The organism is Yoonia maritima (assembly GCF_003003285.1).
Taxonomy (GTDB): domain Bacteria; phylum Pseudomonadota; class Alphaproteobacteria; order Rhodobacterales; family Rhodobacteraceae; genus Yoonia; species Yoonia maritima.
Genome location: NZ_PVTP01000015.1, coordinates 12,382 through 37,965 on the forward strand (window position 1 = coordinate 12,382; position 25,584 = coordinate 37,965).

The 25,584-nt window shown below is 55.5% G+C and carries 29 protein-coding genes; 19 read left to right on the top strand and 10 right to left on the bottom strand.

Translation table 11 applies throughout. From position 1 onward, the window contains the following. The first annotated feature begins 25 nt into the window (after positions 1-25). From CLV80_RS16850 to CLV80_RS16885, 8 genes are all read left to right on the top strand, one after another. Entirely contained in the window at positions 26-1,465 is a 1,440-nt protein-coding gene (locus CLV80_RS16850) for a pyridoxal phosphate-dependent decarboxylase family protein (RefSeq protein WP_106359113.1), read from the top strand. Continuing rightward, on the top strand, positions 1,452-1,844 hold the full coding sequence (locus CLV80_RS16855; RefSeq protein ID WP_243394608.1) for a rhodanese-like domain-containing protein: 393 nt from the start codon (positions 1,452-1,454) through the stop codon (positions 1,842-1,844). The genes CLV80_RS16850 and CLV80_RS16855 overlap by 14 nt, the downstream gene beginning before the upstream one ends. Next, on the top strand, positions 1,841-2,563 hold the full coding sequence (locus tag CLV80_RS16860; protein ID WP_106359114.1) for a 5-oxoprolinase subunit B family protein: 723 nt from the start codon (positions 1,841-1,843) through the stop codon (positions 2,561-2,563). Before CLV80_RS16855 ends, CLV80_RS16860 begins: the two co-directional genes overlap by 4 nt. Further along, positions 2,563-3,570: a 5-oxoprolinase subunit C family protein gene (locus CLV80_RS16865; protein ID WP_106359181.1), complete on the top strand. Its 1,008-nt coding sequence runs from the start codon at positions 2,563-2,565 to the stop codon at positions 3,568-3,570. The genes CLV80_RS16860 and CLV80_RS16865 overlap by 1 nt, the downstream gene beginning before the upstream one ends. A gap of 10 nt (positions 3,571-3,580) precedes the next feature. Then, positions 3,581-4,339 carry a LamB/YcsF family protein gene (locus tag CLV80_RS16870; protein WP_106359115.1) on the top strand — a complete coding sequence of 253 codons (759 nt, stop codon included), beginning with the start codon at positions 3,581-3,583 and terminating at the stop codon, positions 4,337-4,339. A gap of 100 nt (positions 4,340-4,439) precedes the next feature. Continuing rightward, positions 4,440-5,270: a bifunctional allantoicase/(S)-ureidoglycine aminohydrolase gene (locus CLV80_RS16875; protein ID WP_106359116.1), complete on the top strand. Its 831-nt coding sequence runs from the start codon at positions 4,440-4,442 to the stop codon at positions 5,268-5,270. Then, positions 5,270-6,007: a class II aldolase/adducin family protein gene (locus CLV80_RS16880; protein ID WP_106359117.1), complete on the top strand. Its 738-nt coding sequence runs from the start codon at positions 5,270-5,272 to the stop codon at positions 6,005-6,007. The genes CLV80_RS16875 and CLV80_RS16880 overlap by 1 nt, the downstream gene beginning before the upstream one ends. A 252-nt stretch (positions 6,008-6,259) precedes the next feature. Beyond that, positions 6,260-7,111: a hypothetical protein gene (locus CLV80_RS16885; protein ID WP_106359118.1), complete on the top strand. Its 852-nt coding sequence runs from the start codon at positions 6,260-6,262 to the stop codon at positions 7,109-7,111. A 117-nt stretch (positions 7,112-7,228) separates the two neighbouring features. On the opposite strand, the gene CLV80_RS16890 is transcribed toward CLV80_RS16885, so the two are convergent. Beyond that, positions 7,229-7,909 carry an endonuclease/exonuclease/phosphatase family protein gene (locus CLV80_RS16890; protein WP_106359182.1) on the bottom strand — a complete coding sequence of 227 codons (681 nt, stop codon included), beginning with the start codon at positions 7,907-7,909 and terminating at the stop codon, positions 7,229-7,231. Between the two features lie 45 nt (positions 7,910-7,954). Between CLV80_RS16890 and CLV80_RS16895 the strand changes: the two genes are divergently transcribed. Next, positions 7,955-8,614 carry a DUF2238 domain-containing protein gene (locus CLV80_RS16895; RefSeq protein ID WP_106359119.1) on the top strand — a complete coding sequence of 220 codons (660 nt, stop codon included), beginning with the start codon at positions 7,955-7,957 and terminating at the stop codon, positions 8,612-8,614. A gap of 3 nt (positions 8,615-8,617) precedes the next feature. On the opposite strand, the gene CLV80_RS16900 is transcribed toward CLV80_RS16895, so the two are convergent. Then, positions 8,618-9,622, bottom strand: coding sequence for an NAD(P)/FAD-dependent oxidoreductase (locus CLV80_RS16900; protein ID WP_106359120.1), 1,005 nt, complete (start codon positions 9,620-9,622; stop codon positions 8,618-8,620). Positions 9,623-9,670: 48 nt separating this feature from the next. On the opposite strand from CLV80_RS16900, the gene mnmC2 reads away from it, so the two are divergent. After that, the gene (mnmC2, locus tag CLV80_RS16905; RefSeq protein WP_106359121.1) at positions 9,671-10,354 is read left to right on the top strand and encodes a tRNA (5-methylaminomethyl-2-thiouridine)(34)-methyltransferase MnmC2; all 684 of its coding nucleotides are present in this window, start codon (positions 9,671-9,673) and stop codon (positions 10,352-10,354) included. Next, the gene (locus tag CLV80_RS16910) at positions 10,344-11,207 is read left to right on the top strand and encodes a DMT family transporter (RefSeq protein WP_106359122.1); all 864 of its coding nucleotides are present in this window, start codon (positions 10,344-10,346) and stop codon (positions 11,205-11,207) included. Before mnmC2 ends, CLV80_RS16910 begins: the two co-directional genes overlap by 11 nt. Here CLV80_RS16910 and CLV80_RS16915 read toward each other — a convergent pair. After that, on the bottom strand, positions 11,204-13,219 hold the full coding sequence (locus tag CLV80_RS16915; RefSeq protein ID WP_243394610.1) for a lytic transglycosylase domain-containing protein: 2,016 nt from the start codon (positions 13,217-13,219) through the stop codon (positions 11,204-11,206). The genes CLV80_RS16910 and CLV80_RS16915 overlap by 4 nt on opposite strands. Before the next feature lie 147 nt (positions 13,220-13,366). Here CLV80_RS16915 and dapA point away from each other — a divergent pair, with 147 nt between their 5' ends. Continuing rightward, a complete protein-coding gene (gene dapA, locus CLV80_RS16920; protein ID WP_106359123.1) occupies positions 13,367-14,239 on the top strand; it encodes a 4-hydroxy-tetrahydrodipicolinate synthase in 873 nt (290 codons plus the stop codon). Positions 14,240-14,468: 229 nt separating this feature from the next. On the opposite strand, the gene CLV80_RS16925 is transcribed toward dapA, so the two are convergent. Both CLV80_RS16925 and CLV80_RS16930 read right to left on the bottom strand, forming a co-directional pair. After that, the gene (locus CLV80_RS16925; protein WP_106359124.1) at positions 14,469-15,656 is read right to left on the bottom strand and encodes a winged helix-turn-helix domain-containing protein; all 1,188 of its coding nucleotides are present in this window, start codon (positions 15,654-15,656) and stop codon (positions 14,469-14,471) included. Continuing rightward, positions 15,653-16,096 carry an ion channel gene (locus CLV80_RS16930; protein ID WP_106359125.1) on the bottom strand — a complete coding sequence of 148 codons (444 nt, stop codon included), beginning with the start codon at positions 16,094-16,096 and terminating at the stop codon, positions 15,653-15,655. The genes CLV80_RS16925 and CLV80_RS16930 overlap by 4 nt, the downstream gene beginning before the upstream one ends. 108 nt (positions 16,097-16,204) lie before the next feature. On the opposite strand from CLV80_RS16930, the gene smpB reads away from it, so the two are divergent. The 5 genes from smpB to CLV80_RS16955 all read left to right on the top strand — a co-directional run bounded on the left by smpB (position 16,205) and on the right by CLV80_RS16955 (position 20,442). Next, positions 16,205-16,678, top strand: a complete 474-nt coding sequence (gene smpB / locus CLV80_RS16935; RefSeq protein ID WP_106359126.1) for an SsrA-binding protein SmpB — start codon at positions 16,205-16,207, stop codon at positions 16,676-16,678. 114 nt (positions 16,679-16,792) lie between these two features. Beyond that, positions 16,793-17,074, top strand: a complete 282-nt coding sequence (locus CLV80_RS16940) for a hypothetical protein (RefSeq protein ID WP_106359127.1) — start codon at positions 16,793-16,795, stop codon at positions 17,072-17,074. Between the two features lie 192 nt (positions 17,075-17,266). Further along, complete coding sequence (sseA, locus tag CLV80_RS16945; RefSeq protein ID WP_106359128.1) at positions 17,267-18,133, top strand: 3-mercaptopyruvate sulfurtransferase; 867 nt, start codon at positions 17,267-17,269, stop codon at positions 18,131-18,133. After that, the gene (locus CLV80_RS16950) at positions 18,133-19,317 is read left to right on the top strand and encodes an amino acid aminotransferase (protein ID WP_106359129.1); all 1,185 of its coding nucleotides are present in this window, start codon (positions 18,133-18,135) and stop codon (positions 19,315-19,317) included. The genes sseA and CLV80_RS16950 overlap by 1 nt, the downstream gene beginning before the upstream one ends. Positions 19,318-19,485: 168 nt before the next feature. After that, positions 19,486-20,442, top strand: a complete 957-nt coding sequence (locus tag CLV80_RS16955) for an L-malyl-CoA/beta-methylmalyl-CoA lyase (protein ID WP_106359130.1) — start codon at positions 19,486-19,488, stop codon at positions 20,440-20,442. Positions 20,443-20,452: 10 nt separating this feature from the next. Here CLV80_RS16955 and CLV80_RS16960 read toward each other — a convergent pair whose 3' ends face one another. Beyond that, complete coding sequence (locus CLV80_RS16960) at positions 20,453-20,878, bottom strand: hypothetical protein (protein WP_106359131.1); 426 nt, start codon at positions 20,876-20,878, stop codon at positions 20,453-20,455. A gap of 141 nt (positions 20,879-21,019) precedes the next feature. Here CLV80_RS16960 and CLV80_RS16965 point away from each other — a divergent pair, with 141 nt between their 5' ends. Beyond that, complete coding sequence (locus CLV80_RS16965; protein WP_106359132.1) at positions 21,020-21,982, top strand: acetyl-CoA carboxylase carboxyltransferase subunit alpha; 963 nt, start codon at positions 21,020-21,022, stop codon at positions 21,980-21,982. A gap of 6 nt (positions 21,983-21,988) precedes the next feature. Next, positions 21,989-22,681, top strand: a complete 693-nt coding sequence (locus CLV80_RS16970; RefSeq protein WP_106359133.1) for a M50 family metallopeptidase — start codon at positions 21,989-21,991, stop codon at positions 22,679-22,681. Here the strand turns inward: CLV80_RS16970 and CLV80_RS16975 are convergent. The 4 genes from CLV80_RS16975 to CLV80_RS16990 are packed head-to-tail and all read right to left on the bottom strand — an operon-like array spanning position 22,671 to position 25,552. Beyond that, positions 22,671-23,279 carry a pyridoxamine 5'-phosphate oxidase family protein gene (locus CLV80_RS16975; RefSeq protein ID WP_106359134.1) on the bottom strand — a complete coding sequence of 203 codons (609 nt, stop codon included), beginning with the start codon at positions 23,277-23,279 and terminating at the stop codon, positions 22,671-22,673. The two genes, CLV80_RS16970 and CLV80_RS16975, sit on opposite strands and share 11 nt — an antisense overlap. Beyond that, on the bottom strand, positions 23,272-24,000 hold the full coding sequence (locus CLV80_RS16980; RefSeq protein WP_106359135.1) for a lysophospholipid acyltransferase family protein: 729 nt from the start codon (positions 23,998-24,000) through the stop codon (positions 23,272-23,274). Before CLV80_RS16980 ends, CLV80_RS16975 begins: the two co-directional genes overlap by 8 nt. Then, positions 23,997-24,881, bottom strand: coding sequence for a cell division protein FtsX (locus CLV80_RS16985; RefSeq protein WP_106359136.1), 885 nt, complete (start codon positions 24,879-24,881; stop codon positions 23,997-23,999). The genes CLV80_RS16980 and CLV80_RS16985 overlap by 4 nt, the downstream gene beginning before the upstream one ends. Then, a complete protein-coding gene (locus tag CLV80_RS16990) occupies positions 24,878-25,552 on the bottom strand; it encodes a cell division ATP-binding protein FtsE (protein WP_106359137.1) in 675 nt (224 codons plus the stop codon). Before CLV80_RS16990 ends, CLV80_RS16985 begins: the two co-directional genes overlap by 4 nt. Positions 25,553-25,584: the final 32 nt, after the last annotated feature.

A 25,584-nucleotide genomic window follows, 5' to 3' on the forward strand; every position in this document is an offset into this window, starting at 1 on the left:
TATTCTGCATAAATAGCGAGGCAACATGACTGAGAACTCTCTGGACCCTGAAGATTGGGACGCGTTTCGTGCAAGAGCGCACGCGATGTTGGACAAATCAATCGACAAGATGGCAAATGCACGCGAAGGGTGTGTTTGGACGCCTGTACCAGATGATCTTAAATCGCCGCCTCCGTTTCCGGTCCACGGCGACGCAAACAAGGCCGATGATCAAATGGCCGCCCTATTGCCATACGGCGTTGGTAATACCCACCCTCGTTTCTTTGGGTGGGTTCACGGGGCTGGCACGCCATCAAACATCATGGCCGATATGGTCGCGGCTGCGATGAACGCGAATTTAGGCGGACGTGACCACGGCGCAATTTACATCGAAAAACAGGTTGTGAACTGGTGCAAATCGATGTTCGGCTTTCCAGCAACCGCAAGCGGGTTGGTCGTATCTGGGACATCCATCGCGACATTGGTGGCCTTAAAAGCTGCCCGCGATCGCATGAGCAACTTTGCCTCGCGCCAATCAGGCATCCAAGCAGGCCGGTTGGTCGGCTACACATCTACCCAGACCCATTCTTGCGTTGCGCGGACCTTTGATATGCTTGGGCTGGGTACAGATGCACTGCGCAAAATCCCGGTGAACGACGCGTTTGAAATAGACACTAGTGCACTGCAATCCGCGATCTCCGCCGACCGTGCTGCGGGTCTAACGCCTTTTGCCATCATCGGAACAGCGGGCGCGGTGAATGTCGGTGCAATTGATGATCTAGAAGCGCTGGCAGATATCGCGAAAACCGAAAAACTTTGGTTGCATGTCGATGGCGCATTTGGCGCGACTGCGATCTTAAGCGACAAAATCAAGCCGCGCCTATCGGGCCTTACCCGCGCCGACAGCATCGCGTTTGATTTCCACAAATGGCTTCATGTGAATTACGACGCTGGTTTTGTGCTGATCCGAGACGAAGATGCACATCGCCGCGCTTTTTCTGAACGGCCCGATTACCTGAAGGGCACTGATCGTGGTGTCGCTGCGGGAAACCCTTGGCCGACTGAATATGGGCCGGAACTGTCACGCGGGTTTCGTGCGCTCAAAATTTGGGCGCAGCTTGTGGAACACGGGACGGAAAAGCTGGGGCAGTTGATTACGCAAAACTGTGATCAAGCGCAGTATTTGGCCGAACTCATCGACGCTGACCCAGTTCTGGAAACGCGTGCCCCTGTCGCGCTGAATATCTGTTGTTTTAGCTATGTCGCGTCAGGCACCGACCTGAGCCGTTTGAACGAAGAAATCGTGATCCAGCTACAGCTGCAGGGGATCGCGGTACCGTCAACCACGCTGATCCACGGCCAAACCGTGATCAGGGTAAACATCACAAATCACCGAACGACGCGTGCCGATCTGGACATCCTGGTCGACGCTGTGCGTAAAATAGGCGCGCAACTGGTCGAAGGGGGCGAATTTGCGACAGCTTAAAACGACAGCGGCGGCGATGGTCGCCAGCGCCCGCGCCAAAATCACGGAAATCGACACCGCTGATGCCATCCAGATGGCTGATGATCCAGACGTCGTGTTCGTTGACCTGCGCGATGTGCGTGAACGCCAGCGCAGCGGCGCGATCCCCGGCAGCTTTCACTGTCCGCGCGGCATGGTCGAATTCTGGGTCGACCCCGACAGCCCCTACTTCAAAGACATCTTTGCTCAAGACAAACGTTTCGTCTTTCACTGTGCCTCTGGCTGGCGATCCGCGCTGACCGTCGCAACCCTGAGCGAAATGGGGTTTGAGGCGTCACACCTGAAACACGGGTTTACCGACTGGGTGGCCAAGGGCGGACCAATCGAAAATTGCCTATGACCGAACATGAAATCTGTCCACTAGGCGTCGACGGCGTATTGGTACGTTTCGCGCGCATCTTAACGGACGAAGCCAACAGCCAAGCGCTCGCGTTTCGGGCGCAAGTCATACATGCCGAACTGCTAGGCGTGACCGAGGTTGCCTCTTCTCTGACCTCTGTCAGGGTCGGCTTTGATCCGCAGCGAACCAACCGTGCCGATATCACACAGCACATCGTGGACCTTCTTGAACGCCCTGAAAAGCAGGACAGTGGCCCCCGCCGTCTTTGGCGCATCCCTGTGGCCTTTGGTCCTGCCCACGCGCCGCAATTGGCACAGGCTGCAGAACTGGCAGGCGTAACACAAGAACAAGCTGTCAAAGAAATCACATCGCAACGCATGCGTGTGATCGCGCTCGGGTTCGCCCCCGGGCAGCCCTATCTAGGGATGCTGCCGCCACATTGGGACATACCGCGCCAAAGTGAACTGACCCCCAAAATGCCCAACGGCGCTTTGGTCGTCGCCGTACGTCAGCTTATTATTTTCGCGGCGGACGCGCCGACCGGATGGCGGCATATCGGGCAAACCGCATTTCGGGTCTATCAACCCGATGCCCCGGAGCCTTTTGCATTCAACCCCGGCGACGCCGTGGAATTTTGCGCCGTCGCGGACAGTGAATTAATCGCATTGCAAAACCGAACCGACACCAATGGCGGCGCCACATGCAAGGTACTGTGCTGATGCCGACACTTACGATTCACAGCATCGGCCCCGGTGTCACCGTGCAAGATTTAGGACGTCCGGGGTGGACCGTCCAAGGACTATCAACCGGCGGCGCAGCGGATCGGCTAGCGATCCTTGAGGCGGCAGCGTTACTGGGAACACCGCCACAAGCAGGGTTAGAGATGATGGGCTTTGGTGGGGTGTACAGCACGGACACCGACACCCGCATCGTCCTGACCGGGGCGCACATGCAGGCAACCATCGGCGACAGCCCTGCCCCACATAACACAACTATCCTTCTACGGGCCGGACAACGGCTAAACATTGGCGGCGCAAAACACGGTACCTTCGGTTATCTGTCGTTCGCAGGCGGCATCCAGACCGATCTCGTGTTGGAAAGCAGGTCCACGCACCTAACCGCAGGTATCGGAGCAGTGCTACAAACGGGCACCACGCTGCCACTTGGCACAGACAGTGACACCACGTCCGCCCCAAAGCGGTTAACAACTGACGATCGGACCACTGGTGGAACGATCCGCGTGATGCCCGGCCCCCAGACCGCATTCTTTAGTGACGACACGAAAGCCAGCTTTGCGCAGACGACATTCGTTCGAAGCCCGCGCGGCAATCGGCAAGGGGTCCGACTTGATCACGATGGGGCCGGCTTTTCGCTAGATGGCGCGCTCAATATCACTTCCGACCTCATCGTACCGGGTGACATTCAGATGACAGGCGAAGGGGTGCCCTATGTCTTGTTGTCAGAATGCCAAACGATTGGGGGCTATCCCCGCATAGGCACTGTGCTACCCGCCGACTTACCCAAACTTGCCCAAGCCGCCCCGGGAACAAAACTGCGCTTTGCGTTCATCAGCCTTGCCGATGCCGACGCAACGGCCGTTTCAGACACGACATTGTTGGCGAACCTACGCAAAGATTGCCAGCCAATGATCCGTGACCCACATGACATAGTAGACCTGCTTAGCTATCAATTGATCAGCGGTGTTACCGCCGGGAACGACCCATAGGGAGAATACCATGACACGCAAAGTCGATTTAAACGCGGACATGGGCGAAGGTTTTGGCCCGTGGTCAATGGGCGACGACGCAGCACTGCTTGATATCGTGACGTCGGCCAATATTGCCTGTGGTTTTCACGCAGGCGACCCAGATGTCATGGCCAAGACCATGGCCCGTGCCGTCAAAAACGGAGTTGGGATTGGAGCGCATCCAGGTTTTGCGGATCTTAAGGGCTTTGGCAGAAGGCAACTGCCTATTCCCCCTGATGAAATTGCCAACGCTGTGGCCTACCAATTGGGTGCTGCGCAAGCCATGGCGCGGCGTGCCGGTGGGCAAGTGCGTCACCTTAAACTTCACGGGGCCTTGTCAAACATGGCCTGCGTCGATGCCGATCTAGCTCGTGTTTGTTTTGAGACCGCGCTAGCCGTCGATCCCGACATCATCATCATGGTTCTCGCCGCGACCGCGATGGAAGACGTTGTACGCGATTTGGGCTGCGCTTGGGCGGGAGAAATCTTTGCGGATCGCGCCTATAATGACGACGGTACATTGGTCGACCGAAGGCTGCCGGGCGCCGTGCTGCACGATACGGCCATTGCCGCCCCCCGCATTCTTGAAATGCTCAAAGCGGGGGCCATCATCGCCGAAAGCGGCAAACGCATCCCCTGCGAAATCGACACGATCTGCCTGCACGGGGATACGCCAGCGGCTGTCGAAATGGCCTGCGGCATCCGGGATCACCTGCAAAACGCAGGAATTACACTGCAAACACTATAGATTTCTGCACCTTCAAAGATTCCAACTAAATCCTTTCATGCGCTTCCCCCTATCGCTTGGGACGAGGGTACCGTTAACTGCCCCTAAGGGAGATAAATCCATGACAACCGCACCATACTATAGCCCCAAGGGCGGGCTACCTCCGCAGACCCAACTGCTGACCGACCGCGCGATGTTTACCGAAAGCTACGCAGTTATCCCCAAGGGCACGATGACTGACATCGTGACCAGCTATTTGCCACATTGGGAAAAGACCCGTGCCTGGGTTCTTGCGCGGCCAATGTCGGGATTTGCGGAAACCTTTAGCCAGTACATCATGGAAGTCGCCCCCGGTGGTGGCAGCACGCGCCCAGAACCTGATGCAACTGCCCAAGGGGTGCTATTTATTGTCGACGGTGGGTTTACCCTGCGGATCGGCGACGAAACTCATCGGTTGAAAACAGGCGGCTATGCGTACCTACCGGCGAGCTGTGAATGGGCACTGTCGAACGACACCGACGCCCCGGCAACATTCCACTGGGTCCGCAAGACTTATCAGGCCGTCGACGGGATCGACGCGCCGGAACCATTTGTGACGCATGAAGCAGATGCGACGAAAATCGAAATGCCGGACACTGACGGTAAATGGGCCACGACACGCTTCGTTGAGCCAACAGACATGCGCCACGACATGCACGTGAACATCGTGACGTTGGAACCCGGCGGCGTCATACCATTCGCCGAAACCCACGTCATGGAACACGGGCTGTACGTCTTAGAAGGCAAAGCCGTGTACCGCCTGAACCAAGACTGGGTCGAAGTCGAAGCCGGCGATTTCATGTGGCTTCGCGCCTTTTGCCCACAAGCCTGCTATGCTGGCGGTCCGGGGCCATTCCGATATCTACTTTACAAAGACGTGAACCGGCACATGCCGCTAGGTAGGCCCAAATAATGCCAGAACTTGATTACTACAAAGAACGCTGCGCACTTGCCGCCGCGTTCCGCCTCGCGTTTCGCGAAGGTTGGCACGAAGCGGTCGCAAACCACTTTAGTCTCGCGGTGTCGGACGATGGTAAGACGTTTTTGATCAACCCTGCCGGACTACATTTCAGCCGCATCAAAGCGTCTGACCTGATCCTGTGGCACGCCGATGGCCCTGCGCCAACGGTTGGTCAAGAAAATGCGCCCGACCCCACGGCTTGGGCCATCCACGGCGCGTTCCACCGTCATGAGCCACGCGCCCGTGCCTGCCTGCATGTACACGCCGACAACGCTACAGCGCTATCATGTATTGTTGGGGCGGAACTTCCGCCAATCGACCAGAACACTGCACGGTTTTTCCGGCGTTACGGATATGACGACGGATACGGCGGCATGGGATTAGGATCAGAGGGCGAGCGGATTTCCAAAACCCTAGGCCCGCACCGCATTCTGGTGATGGGCAACCACGGTGTGATGGCCGCCGCCGAAAGTGTCGCGCGGGCCTTTGATGAATTATACTACTTTGAACGCGCCTGCGGTACGTACCTCAAAGCCGCCGCAACAGGCCTGCCATTAAAGGTACTAAGCGACGACATCGCCGAAAAAACCGCCCTCGATTGGGAAGACTACCCGATGGAAACATGGGATCAGCACTTTGAGGCAATGTGCGCGATATTGGATCAAGAAGGGTCTGATTATCGGGACTGATTGGTCAAATTTGTTGTTAAAAGAATAACCGCTTTGCGGGACAAAGCGCCATTTCGCAGTGGTGGTATCAATGTCCGCATTGCGTTTAACGCTCACCGTCGTGGCCGATTGCGAGATCGTCAGGGAAGCAATATTGGTCAATTCAAACAGACCTGTGTCTCAAAAGGTTTTGCTTGCTTCATCCAACTTTTGACCTTTGACTGTAGTTTAGAGGCTGGGAACCAGCTCTGTCGAATACTGGAAACTACGAAAATGAAGCAGCTCGACTACCTTTCAAATGTTCTCGCCGGATGGGTCGGCTTCCTTGCAGCTTGGGCGCTTTGGCGACAATCGCGTACGATACTGAACTATGGGTGGTCAGGTGTCGGCACTCAGACACAGGGGGTGTTTGTCGTTTCACTCCTGTTGATCGGGTTGGCTGTCGCATTTTTGGTTTTGTCTTCGCGTGGGAGCCGGCGCGCGCTCTTCGTTTTTGGCGTGCTTGCCACATTAGTAGTGGCCCCGCCAATATTTGCCGGATCACGCCATCGTCTAGATATCTTTGGTTACAATTACTACGCAATGTTTGAGTGGATTGCATCCGCATGGACACAACTGGCATTACTGGTTCTGGCAACGCTTTCGATCTTGGGCTTGATGGGACGGCGCATGACCGGGGCGTTTTCTCGGCCCGGTGAACCACGCGAGAACGTTGACGTAGCGCGTATCCGCGCCGAAACCGTCTACTGGGTTGTACTAGTTTGGTTTTTGGTGACGGTTTTGAACATGTCGGGTCTTTTGGGTTATCGTTTCTGGCCAAATATCATAAACGGGTTTGAGGATTTCGGCGTCCGATCCTTACGTATCTCAGCGGTACTCGCTTTGCCGATCGCCCTGGTGATTGCGCTGTGGTTCCGCTCTGGTGCTGCACTTTGGTTGCTGGCGGTAAACCTGGTTGCCTATGACCTCCATCGGCTCCTTGAATGGGGGAGCTATTGGCCAGAAGATGGGCTCTCTTCGTTCTCCCCCACTAAAGATTTCTATCTCGAACACCCGTTTATGAGGCTCGCAGAGCTTGCGGCCGTGCTGTGGCTGGTCCGAATTGGACTACTACGCAAACCTTAGAGGATGGGACGGAAAAGTTTGAAATGCCCAATGATCTGATCCTCATGTCCGACATTCGCTGCATCGCCGAGAAGTTGAAGTTTGGGCTCACTACCGTCATTCGTGGCACGTATTTCTCTAAACAACATCCGCCCATATTGGCAGATGGTCCGATGCATGTCTCGCTGGTCCTTCTTGCACGACACCTGCGTCGAGTAACTCTATTTTTGATGACATTGCGATCCGATCCAATGCCGCGATGGGCCGCGCTGCGTGGAAGCTGTGGCCGGGGGCGTGGACGTTGAATTGACCTAGCGCCTCCAAACCTTTGTGCGGGGACCATTCGTTGAAATCGCCTGCAACAATAACCCGTTCGGCCCCTTCGACGGCTTTGGCGATCGCATGAAGCTGCCGCACACGGTGACGCCGCATGAGCCCAAGATGGGCGGCGACGAAACTGAAGGCAGGCAGATCAACGCGGACAGCGCCACGCGGTTCTAGCCCCGGCAGGTCGATATGCGTGACTGCGCCAATTTTCATACCCTTACGGACCAAGATCGCATTGCCGTGCCAGCCAAGGCTGACGGCATTACGCGCGACAGGGACGATTTCGAAATCAGTCTCGGCCTCGATCACGTTTCGGGCCAGCGCACCGGGGCGCGCACCCAGTCGTAAATCCGCCTCTTGCAGGGCAATCACGTCGGCCTCGAGACCGTTGAGAACCTGCACAATACGCATCGGATCACGCCTGCGATCCAAACCTTTGGCTTTTCTTATGTTGTAACTCGCGACCCGAAGGCCATTATTAAATGTAGACATGTTAAGAAAGATGGGGGCGCGACCTTCAAATGAAAAGGCCAAGCCATGATCGCTGACAAGGTGCTGAAACAAAGCAGGGTTATGCTCGTGCTTTGGGGATTACTGTTGCTTTCGGCAATTGTAGCCATGTTTGCAGGGCGTTGGTCATTGGCGTTTGTCGCATTCAGCACGCTGGCGTTGGCGATTGCGCCGGTATTCTTGGCCTCTCGCCTTAACCTGACACTGCCTCTGCCCTTTCTTGTTGCAACGACCCTGTTCACCTTTGCGACCGTTTTTATGGGCGAAGCTTTCGATTTTTATGAGAAGGTCTGGTGGTGGGATATTGCCCTACATGGCGGGTCCGCAGTTGGGTTTGGACTAATCGGGTTCTTGTTCGTTTTCATGCTATTCGAGGGAGATCGCTACGCTGCCCCGCCCGCCGCGATCGCTTTTATGGCGTTCTGCGTGGCGATTACCGTCGGTACAATGTGGGAAAATTTCGAATACCTGATGGACCTGACGTTTGGACTAAATATGCAGAAATCCGGACTGCAAGACACGATGGGTGACTTGCTGGTTGATAGCGTCGGCGCCCTGTTGGGCGCACTGTCGGGCTACGTCTTTCTAAAAGGGCATCGTACAGGCGTAACGACCATTCTGATCCATCAGTTCGTAGAAATGAATAAACGACTGTACCGCAAGTCCAAGGATCGGCTGCGGAAATAGCTCTTAAGGGTGGAACCCGACCGGTATGTTGTCGCGGTCGTTTAGCAACAGGTCGGCCATTACCTCGCCTGCTTTTGGAGCCATACCAAAGCCAATCTTAAAGCCACCGTTCGCGACGAATTCACCGTCGCGCGTGGGGTGCCGCCCTAGGATCGGTGATCGGCTACGGCTGCGCGGGCGTACGCCTGCCCAGCGTTCGATCACGGGCGCATTTTTCAGAACTGGAAACGCCGCGATCGCGCGGGTTAGCACGTCGTCCAACTGTTCGTCTGTACTGGTCGGATCATCAAATTCCCGTTCAGACGTCGACCCAATTGCAACCGTGCCGTCCCTGTGCGGAATGATGTGTAGCGCGTCTGCAAATAGCTGCGGCTTGCCTGACGCATTGAATTCCAGCACTGCAGCCTGACCTTTGACACCACCGCCGCCCAGTTCTGCGACGCCTTTCCACCCCGTCGCCCAAACGACCTGCCCGGAAGCCGTGCCAGTCGTATCGACGGAACCGCCAAGCGCAATCACCGCGTCAGCCAAAGCGCGGGTCGCGCGGCGTGGGTGGATCAATGCAGACAGTGTATCGCGAACCAAAAGGCCGGTGGGCGATGGCGGTATCCAATCGCCTTGACCTGCGGGGACGACCTCCCAAATCGCTTTGCCTTTCCAAAGCTTGGCGGCAGTGATCGCCCGATCACGCGCCAGCGTAACTGCCCGGTCATCGGCCAAGGGCTGAAGCCTACCTGACCGTGAATAGCCAACGTTAGACTCTGAAATAGACTCTACTTCGGCCCAAAACTGTTCGGCCAGGATCAGGCTTTCGAATTGGAACGCTTTCTTTTCATTCCAGTTCTCGGGAACATGGGGGGCAAGTGCGCCGACGACACCACCGCTTGAACCTGCAGCAACCCCATTTGGGTCGATCACTTGGACCTTCGCTCCGCGCCGCGCACAGGCATAGGCCACCGACAGCCCAAAAATGCCAGCGCCCATTACTGTCACATCAGCCGTTGCCATTCCGGTTCCTTCCGCCCAAAGATGGGCTGACTCCTAAGGCATGACCTCATGACAAACCAGACCGCAAAACTTGACTGGCGGGACGGCCGTGTGCCGATCTCGACCCAATTCGATGATCCTTACTATTCGCTCGATAATGGGCTGGCTGAAACACGGCATGTGTTTTTGGACGGAAACGACCTGCCCGCCCGTTTTGGCGGCACCTTTCAGATCGCCGAGCTTGGCTTTGGTACAGGCCTAAACCTATTGGTGACTTGGGCGCTGTGGGATCAGGCAGGGCGTCCCGGCCAATTGCAGTTTACGTCGTTCGAGGCCTTTCCGATGGCAAAGGAAGACATGCGAACCGCACTGGCCCATTTCCCCGAGGTCGCCGAATACGCAGACGTTTTGCTTGACCACTGGTCGCCGGGCGACGGGGCGACACAGTTGCCGGACGGTCCATTGCTTGATGTGATCGTTGGGGATGCTCGCGAAACTGTTCCGGCATGGAACGCCAGCGCAGACGCATGGTTTTTAGATGGGTTTTCACCCGCCAAAAACCCAGAGCTATGGGGCGCGGACCTGCTGCGCGCCGTTGGTGAACACACAAAACCCGGCGGAACTGCGGCAACTTATAGCGCTGCTGGCCACGTCCGCCAAAGCCTGACCACGGCTGGGTTCACCGTAACCCGCACCCCCGGATATGGACGCAAACGCCACATGACACGCGCAAGGATCGACGATGCAGAATAACGCGCGGCTTGGCATCATGTTCATGATCGCCACTACTTTTGTTTTTGCGATCCAAGACGGAATTTCGCGCCATTTGGCAGGAAACTATAACGTCCTGATGATCGTGATGATCCGGTACTGGTTCTTTGCCGCCTTCGTGATCACCATCGCGAAAAGGCAATCCGGTTCTATAAAAAAGGCCGCAGCGACAAGCCAGCCTATCCTGCAAATCACGCGCGGCATTTTGCTATCGCTTGAGATTTGCGTGATGGTTACTGGGTTCGTGGCACTTGGACTGGTCGAAAGCCACGCTGTTTTCGCATGCTATCCGCTATTGATCGCAGCCCTATCTGGCCCGGTGTTGGGCGAACAGGTCGGATGGCGACGTTGGACTGCCATTGGGATAGGCTTTGTCGGTGTGCTGGTCATTTTACAGCCGGGCTATGCCGTCTTTGCGCCAGCTGCGATGATCCCATTGATCGCGGCATTAATGTTCGCGCTATACGGCCTTTTGACCCGATACGCGTCACGCAAAGATACCACGGTAACCTCGTTCTTTTGGACGGGCGTCGCGGGTGCTGTCGTCATGACCATCGTCGGCGCGTGGTCATGGGAACCAATGACCAGCCAAGATTGGGCATGGATGGCGACGCTATGCGTTACCGGCGCCACTGGCCACTGGCTGTTGATCAAAACCTATGAAGTCGCCGAAGCCAGCGCGGTGCAACCATTTGCATATCTACAACTGGTTTTTGCCAGCGCTATTGGCGTTTTTCTGATGGGCGAAACCATACGGCCCAACGTGGCACTGGGCGGCGCGATCGTTATTGCGGCGGGGCTGTTCACCCTGTGGCGGGCACGACAAAAGTCTTAGCCGTCTTCAGGTCGGGCAACTGGCCGCTGCTGAGTCGGTGTTTCTTCTTGCGGCTGGCGCTCTGGGCGGGTCCTTGGCCGCAGCAATGGCTTTTCACCGATGAGCAGATCAGTGAACGCAATCGGTCCCGTTTTACCGGTTAACCGTGCCTCATAGATCGGTAGGCTTTCGGTCACCCGCATCACGTAGTTTCGTGTCTCGCGAAATGGGATGTGTTCGATCCAGTCGATTACATCCATTTCACGCAAACGCGGATCACCACGTTCTTCCATCCACGTACGCGGACGGCCCGGCCCTGCGTTATATCCAGCGGCAATCATCACCGGTGTCGGCCCAAACTGTTCTTGCAAGCCAGCCAAGTACTGCGAACCCAACGTGGCATTGTAGCGCCAATCATTCGTTAGCCGACCACGCGAATAGGGCATATCCAGCTGTCCGGCGACCTCCTCTGCGGTGCCTGGCATAAGCTGCATCAACCCAAGAGCCCCGACAGGGCTGCCGATCGTTGTGTTGAATTCGCTTTCGCGCCGGGCAATCGATAAGGCAAGCGCCGGGTCAACCGGCAGGTCCATCTCTGCCAGATCATGGATAGGGTAATAAAGCGATGGAATGATGATTCCCCGCGTTACGGCCGTTTTTCCCAATAACAGAGTATAATATTGCTCGTTTAAGTGGTCGAGATAGGCACCTACTTGTGCCAACTCTACTGGCGATAGTGTCTTGCCCAGCTCTGCAAAGAACGTCACCGCTGCGCCACGTTCACCACCAGCCAACAGCATGAAGGCGACCTTTGTCAGCTCCCGTTCAAAGACGAGCGCTCCCTTCCATTCCACGTCTGTCCCGACGAGAAACGGATCAAGCGGACGGCCCAGCTTTTCTGCGGCAAGCAGACCGTAAAACGCTGTGTGATGCGCTGCGGCCGCGCCATAAGAAAGCGTGGCCAAATCCGCGTTATTCATGACCGCATGCGTACGCCCCATCCAATACTGCATCCGGCTGCTAGAAATCGGGCCAGACACAGCCGCCGACGCCTTTTCAAAATGCTCTAACGCGCGTGATGGGTCGCCAAGATATGTGAGCGCGAGATAGCCGGATAGCCACTCTAAATCGGCATAAAACGCACCTTCATCCAGATAATGGCGTGACGCGATAAGGTATGCTTGTTCGGCCCGACCTTCGCGCATTTCCCAGCGCGCAAGCACACGGCGCCAACCTGCCCAGCGGAATGGGTCGCCCAGCGCCGCGCGGCTGGTTGAACGCTCGCCAAGCATCACAACCGCATCGGTCCAATCACCACGCTGCGCGCGCCAATTATAGCGGTCATATGCGAATCCTGGGTCTTCGCGCAGGGACGCAGGGACGGCTTCGTAAAGCGGCAGCATATTCCGTTTGCCCGCGATATAGCCGATCCGCGCTTCAGCTAGCGCGCGCTGATCAGACTCTATCAAAGGCAACATGCGTGTCGCATCGGTCCGCCTAGATCGCCACAGCATCGCGTCAGCCCGCGCCACATGATAGGGTGCTAGCACATCTGAAAAGGCAGACATCAACGCGTCTTGGCCGTCGTCAGTTAACCCAAGTTCCAGCCAAGCCGTCCGCAAATATTCATGCGCTTTCTCGATTTCTCCGCTTGTCATCAACGCTTCGGCTAGGCGGGTGGCACCTTCGCCGGTTTGGGGCGGATTATCGGCAAACCATGCGATGACTTCATCAGCCGTATGGCCCTTTTCAATCAAAGGTTCGGCCTTAGCACGCAGCCGATCTAGACCCGGCCAATCCGGATGCGCAGAAACAAAACGACGGTAGTCCTGAAAATCAGCATCACCATCACGTAACCGCAACCATGTTAGAACTTCGGCCGTCAAAGGGTCCGCTTGCGAAGCCAGATTGTAGGCGGCATCCCAGTCAACACTGGCTGCAGTTAACGCGGCAACTGCCTTTGGGTCGACCTCTTGGGCCATCAGTGGCGCAGACAGGAATGTCACGGCCATCGCAAAGGTTATATTTCGCATCAGAGTCACCGCACCGTCTGTTTTCAAATAAACTAGCGTTGCGGCTCGTAATAACAACTCACAAACTTGGCAATCGGCAGAAACCCGTCTAGGGTCCGCGCGATTTTACCGGGCGATTCAATGCCCACAGCAACAAGGATGCGTGTCATGTTCAAAGGGTCACTCCCCGCCCTCGTCACGCCGTTTAAAGACGGCCAAGTGGACACTGATGCGCTGAAAAAGCTGGTGGACTGGCATGTGGATCAGGGGTCACATGGTTTGGTTCCTGTGGGTACAACAGGCGAAAGCCCAACCCTGACACACACGGAACATGACGCTGTGGTTGCTTGCGTGGTCGAAGCCGCTGCTGGCCGCATTCCAGTGATCGCAGGTGCTGGTTCGAACAACACAATCGAAACTGTGCGCTTAGTTAAGGCAGCAAAAGCTGCGGGTGCTGACGCCGCGCTTGTGGTGACGCCATACTATAACAAGCCAACACAGGCTGGGCTGATTGCGCATTTCAGCGCCGCTGCTGACTGTGGTCTTCCGATCATCATCTATAACATCCCCGGTCGTTCGGCTGTCGATATGACACCTGAAACGATGGGCGCATTGTCAAAACTAGACATGATCGTTGGTGTCAAAGATGCGACTGGTGACCTGTCCCGCGTGCCAAAACAACGCATGGCCTGCGGTACTGATTTCATGCAGCTATCCGGCGAAGACGCGACTGCGCTAGGCTTTAACGCCCACGGCGGTTGCGGATGCATTTCGGTGACTGCGAACGTGGCGCCCAAACTATGTGCGGAATTCCAAGAAAGCACGCTGGCTGGCGAATACGACAAAGCGCTGACCCAACTGGACCGCTTGATGCCCCTGCACGAAGCGATCTTTACAGAGCCCGGGGTAGCGGGTGCGAAATACGGTATGTCGTTGCTAGGTCTATGCAGCGAAGACGTCCGCTCACCTCTGACAGGGCTAACTGATGGCACCAAAGAAAAAATGCGTGCCGCAATGGTGCACGCTGGCTTGCTGAACTGATCTTTTGGGATGGGTGACATCACCCGTCCCAAATTCATCACCCGGCCGTTGCGCACCCACCGAACGGTGGCTTTTTGCGTTACAGCCCGAATCTTTCATTAACCCCTTATTTCATTGAGGTATGCTCTGTCGGCGATACGTCGGCTAAGCGTCGGACCTATGGCCGGTATTTCCGCGCTTAAGAAGACGCACGGTCTAACCGCAAACAGTGCGCCCAATTCATGCATAGTCATCTGACCCAGCCCGCTGCATAACGCACCTCTTCGCATCCACCAAACACTGCTGCCCGGTCGAGTTCAACCTCTAACGCCTTGATCCGTCCGCCCCCCATACGTACGCCCGGTTCGGCCCAGAACGCGGTCACAGTCAGCACTGTTCTGTCGCGTTTCATGTCGATCCGGCCGATTAGTCGGCCTCCTTCGATCACGGGAAACACGTAGTAGCCGTATTTGCGCTGCGGCGCGGGTACAAAGATTTCGATCCGGTAGTGGAAACCGAATAACCGTTCTGCCCGTTTGCGGTCGCGAAGTGCGGGATCAAACGGGGAAAGGATGCGTAGGCGCGATACCGGTGCCGCGACGGGCCGGTCCATCACTTCGGGCCATGCAAAGGACCGACGTAACTTGCCGTCAACACCTTCGACGTCCACCTCAATAATACGGTTGTCGGCTAGCGCGGTTGCGCACCATGCTTTTGCCTCTGCCGGTGTGACGTTGTCCCAAAACGCCGCCAGTTCGCCACTCGTGGCGAACCCCAAACGATCCAATGCGCCAACGCAGCACCATTCGATTGTGTCTTGCGTATCAGGCTGGTGAGCACGGAAAGCATCGGGAATGACCCGTTCAGTCAGGTCGTAGACTTTGGTAAATCCATCGCGGCGCAGGACCGACAATTGCCCTGAGCGCCACAGGAATTCGAGCGCTGTCTTTGACGGGTGCCAATCCCACCAACCGCCGGAACCACGGCTTTCGTCTTTGCCAACCTGCCCTGATGTGCAGGGTCCGTCGTCCGAGATACGACGCAGGACTTCTTCGGTCTTAGACATAAAGTCGTCGCGCCGCTCATCCTTCCATCGATTTGCGAGCCGGGCTTCGTCGCGTTGAAATCTCAGACGCCAATGTGGAAAACTGGCAATAGGGATCGCAGCGGCGTCATGGGTCCAATGCTCAAACACTTGCCGATCCCGATGCAGCAGGTTTTGCAGCGCGGCAGGACGATATTGTTGCCGGCGCGACCATAAGATTAGGTCGTGCGCACGGGCGAATGTGTTCACGCTGTCGAGCTGCACAAAACCAAGATCATCAATAGCGGCCGCCAAATCCGCGCCTTTACCTGGTCCAGACGGACGCGATGTTAGACCATGCCTTTCTAGGAAAATATGTCGAGCACGTGTGTTCGTCAGAATAGGAGCGGTCATTCAGAATGCTTTCTAGTCGCAAGTTGCTGAAGGCGGACCTGGCGCAATGCCTCGACCAATAATGCCGTGACCATGCCAATGTTTAGCAACCCGTTTGCAGCGGCCAAACCGCCCAGCAAACGCCACTCCATCGGCAATAAAATATCCCCGAAGCCAAGCGTCGTAAACGCAACCAGAGAAAAGTAGACTGCAGGCTCCATCGCGTTGAACACGCCAAGTCCACGCAGCGCAAATGCCCAGATCCAAACGCCAATGGTCATTTGAACCATCACCCAAATCGCGGCAATGCATAGGACCAACATCAGCTTTGGCCGGTGCGGTTCGCGGGTCAACCATGGATGGAGACGCATAGTCATCACCTCCATCACCCAAAAGCTAAGCCCCGCAACGAAAATGGATACCAGCAATAGAGCGGTGCCAAGAGCAAGTTGGATGAACATGACGACGTGCCTCGTGGGGTTTTGAACCCACACCATAACCGCCAAGCACATAATGCAAAGCGGCAATCCCTTGTTCCGCACTGCAACATGCCCTATCTCCGCCATACTATGGCAAAGAAACCTGAAAATAAAAATTACAAAGTCATCGCTGAAAACCGGCGTGCCCGGTATGATTATGCGATTGATAGCGACCTTGAGGTCGGGATCATTTTGCATGGCTCCGAGGTGAAATCGCTGCGCATTGGCCAGTCGAACATTGCTGACAGCTATGCGTCAGTTGATGACGGTGAACTGTGGCTGACGAACGCCTATATCGCGCCTTACGATCGCGCGATGTTCAGCCACGAAGAACGCCGCAAACGCAAACTTTTGGTCAGTCGCAAAGAGCTGTCGAGGCTTTGGAACGCGACGAAGCGCGAAGGCATGACGTTGGTCCCGTTGGTGATGTATTTTAACGACCGCGGATTAGTCAAACTGAAGATCGGGATCGCTAAGGGTAAGAAAAACCACGACAAGCGTGCGACCGAAGCAAAACGTGACTGGGGCCGCCAGAAACAACGCCTGCTTCGCCACGGGGACTAATTGTCGCAGGAAAACCTTTGCTGAATCCGAATCATTGGTTAACCTTCCTTCCAAGCGCGGTAACGGATCAGACCGACGCATTAAAAACAACGATCCACTTGGAAGGGACGAACTATGGAACAGATGATTATTCAGCTCATCTCGGGTGCTGTTGGCGGAAACGCCGCAGGTACCGCGATGAAGGACCTGTCACTGGGCACAATCGGTAACACAATCGCAGGCCTTATTGGCGGTGCAGGTGGTGGCCAACTGGTTGCATTACTAGGTAGTGGTGCAGCGATGGCGGGCGGTAGCGGCGACATTATGGGTATGGTCACCCAAGTCGCTGGTGGCGCTGGCGGCGGTGCTATCCTGACAGCGATTGCAGGTATGATCAAAAACAAGATGTCCAGCTAATCACGCCACGACAGCTTACTTGCGCCTCCGCCATTTGGCGGGGGCGCAATGCATTTCGACAGCGCCTTCGTGTCAATTCCACGCCATTTTATCAATTAAATCGCGCTCCACCTGACCTAGGACTGCAGTCGGACTTGTCATAATACACAGCGCAGGCTACCCCTTCGGCAATTGCCACGAAAGGTGAATGCCATGACAAAATCTGCGCCCGATGACCCCAAAACACTGGTCAGCACAGACTGGCTCTCCGAGCATCTTAAAGATCCCGATTTACGCATATTTGACGCATCTTGGTATTTGCCAGATGCAGGCCGTGATGCACGCGCCGAGTTTGAAAAAGGCCACATCACCGGCGCGCGATTTTTTGACATAGACGAGATCAGCGACCTACGGTCGGAACTACCGCACACAGTACCCCCTGTTGAAAAGTTCATGTCGCGGATGCGCGCGATGGGCGTAGGTGACGGCCATCAGGTGGTTGTTTACGACGGCAGCGGACTGTTTTCCGCCGCACGCGTTTGGTGGCTTTTCCGCCTCATGGGGCAGACCAATATCGCAGTCTTGGATGGTGGTATACCTAAATGGATCGCCGATGGTCACAAGACGACTAAGACGCCTGCGACGATCCGCGATCGACATATGACTGTTAAGCAGCGCACCGATCTTGTGAAGGACGTGACCCAAGTCGCGCGCGCCGCGAAACTGAAGGATCACAACATCGTCGATGCCCGTGCACCGGCCCGCTTTCGTGGTGAAACCGAAGAGCCACGCGAAGGGCTTCGTTCGGGCCACATTCCGGGATCGCGGAACGTGTTTTACCAAGATCTGTTGAACGCTGATGGAACGATGAAGCAAGCAAACGCACTGCGCACGATTTTCACTGATGCAGGCGTTGATATGCAAAAGCCCATCATCACCACCTGTGGGTCCGGCGTGACTGCCGCGATCCTATCGCTCGCCCTCGAGAGGATCGGCAAAACCGACCACTCACTTTACGACGGCTCATGGTCCGAATGGGGCATGTATGCCGACCTTCCAATCGCTACCGGAGCCGCTTAATGCTGGAAAACCTTACAGCCCTACCTGCCGACAAAATTCTTGCCCTGATGGCCAAGTACAAAGAAGATCCACGCACCGATAAGGTCGATCTGGGCGTCGGCGTTTATAAAGATGCCAGCGGCAACACCCCCGTTATGCGTGCGGTCAAAGAAGCAGAGCGTCGGATTTTGGCAGACCAGACCAGCAAAGCATACACTGGCCTTGCCGGTGATCCTGCATTTGGCACAGCGATGCGTGAATTGGTACTGGCTGACAGCGTTCCCGCAGAGCGCGTTGCAGCCGTCGCCACACCTGGCGGTACGGGCGCAATTCGTCAGGCACTTGAGCTGATCAAAATGGCTGCGCCTGACGCGACTGTTTGGCTTTCCAACCCAACATGGCCGAACCACCCGTCGATCATCAAATACCTTGGCATGAAAATGGCCGAGTATCGGTATTTTGACGAAGAAACCCGTGGCGTTGATTTTGACGGCTTGATGGCGGACCTCGATGGCATCGCTGCTGGAGACGTTGTTCTGCTTCACGGCTGCTGCCACAACCCGACCGGTGCGAACCTAACACTTGACCAGATGGATCAAGTGATTGCCAAGCTTCAGGCCAAAGGCGCGGTTCCACTTGTTGATATTGCCTACCAAGGTTTCGGTGATGGTTTGGACGCCGACGCGGTAGCCACTCGCCGGATCGCAAGCAGTTTCGACAATGTGCTGATCGCGGCAAGCTGTTCTAAGAACTTTGGGGTTTACCGTGAGCGTACTGGTATTCTGATGGCCGTCGCAAAAGATGCTGATCAAAAGGCGCTCGCACAACAGACGCTGGCATATCTGAACCGTCAGAACTATTCCTTCCCGCCAGATCACGGCGCACGCGTTGTGACCACGATCCTGACGGATCCCGAACTGCGGGCAGACTGGGAAGCCGAGCTGGAAGAAACCCGCAATGGCATGCTCGCGCTACGTCAACAGCTTGCGGATGAACTGAAACGTCTCACAAACAGTGACCGCTTCAATTTCCTTGCTGATCACCGTGGGATGTTCAGCCGCTTGGGTACATCACCTGAGAAGGTCGAGCAGCTTCGCGCGGAGCACGGCATCTATATGGTAGGCGACAGCCGCATGAACATCGCCGGTCTAAACGCGAAAACTGTTCCGATTCTCGCAAAAGCAATCGTCGACGCTGGTATTTAATCCCTGCGAAGGAATTTCTAGAAATTCCTTCTGCCGATAAAAATTCTAGAATTTTTATGCGCCCGCAGCGTAATTTGCTGCGGGCGCATAATTTTCTTGCGATCCATCGCACAACATTATACCTCGAATGGCGACCAATTCGTAATTTTGATACACGAAGGAAACGCCATGTCATTCCGTCTTCAGCCTACCCCGCCTGCTCGTCCGAACCGCTGCCAGCTCTTTGGGCCGGGTTCAAACACCAAGCTATTCGCAAAGATGGCAGCAAGCGCTGCTGATGTGATCAACCTTGATCTTGAAGACAGCGTATCCCCATCAGACAAGGATACGGCCCGCGCCAATATCATCGAGGCGATCAACACAATCGACTGGAACACAAAGTACCTGAGCGTACGGATCAACGGTCTCGACACCCCCTACTGGTATCGCGATGTCGTTGATTTGCTAGAGCAAGCCGGCGACCGTTTGGACCAGATTATGATCCCAAAGGTGGGGTGCGCTGCGGATGTATACGCTGTCGATGCACTGGTCACCGCGATTGAGACCGCAAAGGGCCGGACAAAGCCAGTCAGCTTTGAGGTCATCATCGAATCTGCGGCTGGCATCGCGCACGTCGAAGAAATCGCGGCAAGCTCACCTCGCCTTGCTGCCATGTCACTAGGCGCTGCGGATTTCGCGGCCTCTATGGGTATGCAAACCACCGGAATCGGCGGGACGCAAGAAAACTATTACATGCTGCATGGTGACACACGGCACTATTCTGACCCGTGGCACTGGGCGCAAACGGCGATTGTTGCCGCGTGCCGTACACATGGCGTGCTGCCCGTCGACGGGCCGTTTGGTGATTTTTCAGACGATGAAGGTTACCGTGCGCAATCCCGCCGGTCGGCAACGCTGGGGATGGTTGGCAAATGGGCGATCCACCCGAAACAAATTGCGCTCGCCAACGAGGTGTTCACCCCGTCAGAAGAGGCCGTTGCCGAGGCGCGCGAAATACTTGCCGCAATGGAAGACGCCAAGGCACGTGGCGAAGGAGCCACAGTGTACAAAGGCCGCTTGGTCGACATCGCATCGATCAAGCAAGCCGAAGTCATCGTGCGTCAGTCCGAGATGATCGCGGGCTGACGCAATAGTTTTACTGGCCCGCGAGGGTCAGCATACCTGCGTTAAATGCGGCTCTGCAATCTGTTGCATCACGCATGATGTCGTCTTGTAGCAAAGGGGTCGACGTCATGCCTGGACCTGCGAAACGCATATCGTCGCATTCCTGATCGTTCGACCATTCACCACTGTCGTTACCAAAATCAATTGTGCCATCGGCAGCGACACCTGCCAGCGTCAGCCGCCCGGCTTCAAACGCACGTTTGCAATCTGTTGCATCGGCAAGAACGTCTTCTTGCAACAACGGTGTGGAGGTCAGGCCAGGGCCAGTAAAGCGGCCGTCATCACATTCACCGTCATTCGCCCATTCGCTACTGTCATCGCCAAAATTGATAGACTGCGCGGAGGCGGTACATGCTGCAAAAGCAGCGATGGTGCTGAGAAGAAGTATGATTCGCATAATATGTTCCTAAAGGCTGAATATCGCCCCACTGTTTCGCCGACATAAATCGCAAATGCAAACAACTTACGGCATCCGTTGCCATCAGCCTGACGTTACGCCATATATCACACAGCTATCGTAACAAGGTTCGCACAACCAATGACACAGTATCTCGATTTCGAAAAACCTCTGGCCGAAATTGAAGGCAAAGCAGAAGAACTGCGCGCCATGGCCCGGGACAATCCAGAAATGGATGTCGAAAAAGAAGCAACCGCACTTGATAAAAAAGCAGCTGACCTTCTTGTGTCGCTTTATGCGGACCTTAGCCCTTGGCGTAAATGTCTGGTGGCCCGCCACCCAGAACGCCCGCATTGCAAAGATTATATCGACGCACTTTTCACGGAATATACACCACTGGCCGGTGACCGGAATTTTGCTGACGACCATGCCATCATGGGTGGTATCGCGCGACTAGACGGTAAACCCGTCATGGTTATCGGCCATGAAAAGGGTAACGATACAAAATCCCGGATTGAGCGTAACTTTGGCATGGCCCGCCCAGAAGGGTACCGTAAGGCGATCCGCCTGATGAACCTTGCTGATCGGTTCGGCATTCCAGTGATCACGCTGGTCGACACCCCCGGCGCCTACCCCGGCAAAGGTGCCGAAGAACGTGGTCAATCCGAGGCAATCGCGCGTTCGACTGAGAAATGTCTTGAGCTTGGCGTTCCGCTGATCAGTGTTGTGATTGGCGAAGGCGGTTCTGGCGGTGCGGTTGCATTTGCGACGGCGAACCGTGTCGTTATGCTCGAAAATTCGATTTATTCGGTGATCAGCCCAGAAGGTTGCGCGTCAATTCTGTGGAAAGATGGCGGAAAGATGCGTGAAGCAGCCGAGGCCCTGCGCCTTACGTCCAAAGACCTGAACGAACTGGGTGTTTGTGACACGATCATCCCTGAACCCAAGGGTGGTGCACACCGCGACGCGCAAAAGGCTATTGAAGCTGTAGGCGCAAAATTGAAAACACTGCTGGCCGAGCTGGATGGGAAAAGCCCCGAAAAGCTGCGTGCTGATCGCCGTAGCAAATATCTCAAACTGGGTTCAAAAGGTTTGGCTGCTTAATCGCCGATGCGCGCCTTTGTTCAAGGGCACTGGCAACTGATCATTCTCACCGTCATAGTTTTCGCGCTATGGCGGACACCCGCCCTCATACCTCTCAAAATCCTGATCGTTTTCTTGCATGAGATGTCTCATGCAATCGCTATCCTTTTGACGGGTGGCGACATTTTGGATTTCTCCATCGACCAAAATCAAGGTGGTGCCGTTTGGAGCCGCGGTGGAAATCGCTTTATGTCACTGACGGCTGGCTATTTGGGGTCGCTTTTGATTGGCATCGGCCTACTGATCGCCGCCATGCGCACAAACGTCGATCGCCTGATCATGGCCGGACTGGGCTGCGCCATGTTGCTTATCACCTTGCTGTATATCCGCACCCCGTTCGCAGTTGTGTTCACGGTTGCGATGGGCAGTAGCATGCTGCTGCTTGCGTGGAAATTCGGACATGCGGTGAACGATTTGGCGCTGCGCGTAATCGGCCTAAGCAGCATGTTTTATGTACCATACGACATTATCAGCGACACAATTTTGCGGTCACAGCTTCGTTCAGATGCCCATATGCTGGCCGAAGAATTCGGCGGTACAACGATGATGTGGGGTGTGATTTGGTTGGTGATTAGTATCGCCGTCATCGGGCTTTGCCTGCGGTATGGGCTGGGCAAGCATAGCAATTTACCCCTGCGTTGGTCGCAATCTACCACATAGTCTTTTGGGCCCGCGCACCCCAAGCTGCGTCATATTCAGCGCCGTCAAACCCTGCTTCTTGCTCAGCAAGCATTTCTCCGACCGTTGGTAGGTCCGCACTTTCGTCGCCGGACTTCCAGACACCGGCGCGCATAAGTGCACGCGCACATTGGCTGTATACCTCGGCAATGGTGATGACCGTGATGCTGCGGGGTTGTTTGCCGCGTTGATCAAACCGCCCTAACAGTTCGGGATCAAGTGTGACAATTGCAGTGCCATTCACCCGGATTACATTGTTTGAACCGGGTACAAAAAACATCAAGCTGATCCGCCCATCTTGGACGATGTTACGCAGGGTATCCATACGGTTGTTGCCGCGCCAATCAGGCAACAGCAGCGTTTTCGGGTCGAGTTCTTGCACAACTGGACCATCATCACCGCGCGGACTGCCATCTGCGCCTTCTGGCCCGACGGTCGACATGATGCAAAGCCGCGATGCCATAATCCATTTACGATAAAGCGGAGTAAGGTGATCGGCGACCTTGATCAATGACGCCTTGCCCGGCTTGCCGTAAATTTCCTCAAGAGCAGCAACATCTGTGACTGTGTAGCTATCCATGAAACCCGGCCTCTGCGTTCAGTCGATCACATGCATCTTCAATATCGGTTTCTAGCTGGTGCATGAATTCGGGTACCTCCATGCCGGTTTCGATCCGAGGAAGAAATTCAAAAATGACGGTTCCCGGAGTACGATAGATGCCACGTTTCGGCCAGTATAGACCCGCATTTGTCGCCACGGGTACAACAGGTTGACCCAATTCGCGATACAACAGACCCGTTCCGATTTTATATTTCGCTTTTACCCCCGGCGCGATGCGCGTGCCTTGGGGATAGATGATAAGTTGACCGGGCAATGCGCGCCCCGCCTTCACATCGGCCAACATTGTTTTGATTGCCGCACCACGTTTGCCACGGTTCACCGGGATGCATCCGATACGCAAACCAAACTGACCGATGATCGGCGCATATTTAAGGATTGCTTTCATAATGAATTTGCCGCGCGGGATAGCCCCGTAAATTGCCAAAACATCCATGAAAGACTGATGTTTTGCAGCAACCATAACTTCGTCGGTTGGCGGTTCACCACGGATTTCCCACTTAAGCCCGATCATCCATCCAGCAGACCAACGCACGTAACGGACGTATGCATGACATGCAGCAATTGCGCCGTGCCGCGATACAATCGCTGCAGGCAAATATAGAACGCCCACGACCAACATCGCGACATACATTTGGCCCACGAAAATCAGCGACCGCAGCCACTGGATTGCATAACTCATGTTTGTTCCCTCAACCTTGCAATTGCTGCCGCGCGTGTCGCGAAAAATGCAACGATCGCTGCCAATAGTGGTATCATTAACGGCCAGATCCACCCTGCGCCATCAAATCCGACCTCAGCAAAGAAACCGCCACCGTCTGGCAAAATTTGCAATACAATCAGCGCCAACACAACGCCTGCAATCGCCCCCAATCCAGCACGAAGCGTATAACGTCGTACAAAAGCACGCGCGATGTAAACATCGCGCGCCCCGACAAGCCGCAGCACACGGACCACCTGCGCATTCGCAGCAAGCGACGCATGCGCCGCAAGCGTGATCATCGCGGCAACGCTGGCACCAATAAGTAGGATAACCGCCCAGCCAATAAGACGGACACGCCCGGCTGCAGCCAACAGCGGGTCCCGCCAAGTTGCATGATCATCAAGAACAACACCGGGAATTTCAGCCGTCAAACGCGCCTGCAAGCCTTCGGGATCATAGGCAGGTTCATCTGCGATAATCTCGACCAATTGCGGAATAGGAAGCGTATCGAGCGGCAAGTCTGTACCGAACCAAGGCTCTAACAATGCTTGCTGTTCTTCATTCGTAAGCGCGCGCGTGCTTGCTACACCGGGTGTTGTTTCTAGAATTTCCAACGCCTTAGCCAATTGCGCATCGGCCTGTTCAGGGTCAGCTGGCAAACGCAGTGTCGCCGCTTGCGCCAATTCTTCGGCCCAGCGGTCAGCAACGCGCCCAGTCGACAGCGACAACGCAAGCGCAATAATCGCCAAAAATGCCATGACAGCAGACACAAAGATGGTTAGCCGCGCCGTGACACCTGTTGGGGGCACAACACGGTCGGCCTGCGGATCACCGACGATTAGGTCCAACAACCCTTTCATAAGACTGACCCCGCTGTGGTCAGCTGCCCGTCTTTCAACCGCAAAACGCGCGCATCAACATCTGACTTTAGTGATCTGATGATGTTCAGATCATGGGTTGCGATCAGCACTGTTTTACCCATGCGGTTCAGTTCAACCAACAACGAAAGTAACCGCTGCGACATTTCCCAATCAACATTCCCCGTTGGCTCATCCGCGATGATGACGTCAGGCGACATGATCACCGCCCGAGCAAGGGCTGCGCGCTGGCGCTCTCCGCCCGAAAGTTCCGGAGGAAGCCGCCCAGATTGCGGACCTAGGCCCACCCACGATAGTAATTCTTTCAAATTTCCCGCAGCCTCTGACACGCGCCCCGCAACGGTCAGCGGCAGCGCGATGTTTTCGGCTACGCTCAGATGATCGATGAACTGGCAATCTTGATGGACCACGCCAATCCGTCGGCGGGACATTGCCACCCCGTCACGATCTAGGGTTGAGGCATCCTGCCCAAACAACCGCGTCTTGCCCTTTTGTGCGCGCAAATCAGCGTAGCACAAGCGCAACAATGTCGTCTTTCCTGCTCCCGACGGTCCGGTTAAAAACTGGAACGATCCGGGCGCAAGTGTCAGGGATAGTTGAGAAAAAAGTGCCGTGCCGTTATGGCCATATGACACGTTATCCAATTCAATCACGGTTTTTCCTTTGCGTCACGCGCATGTATTGC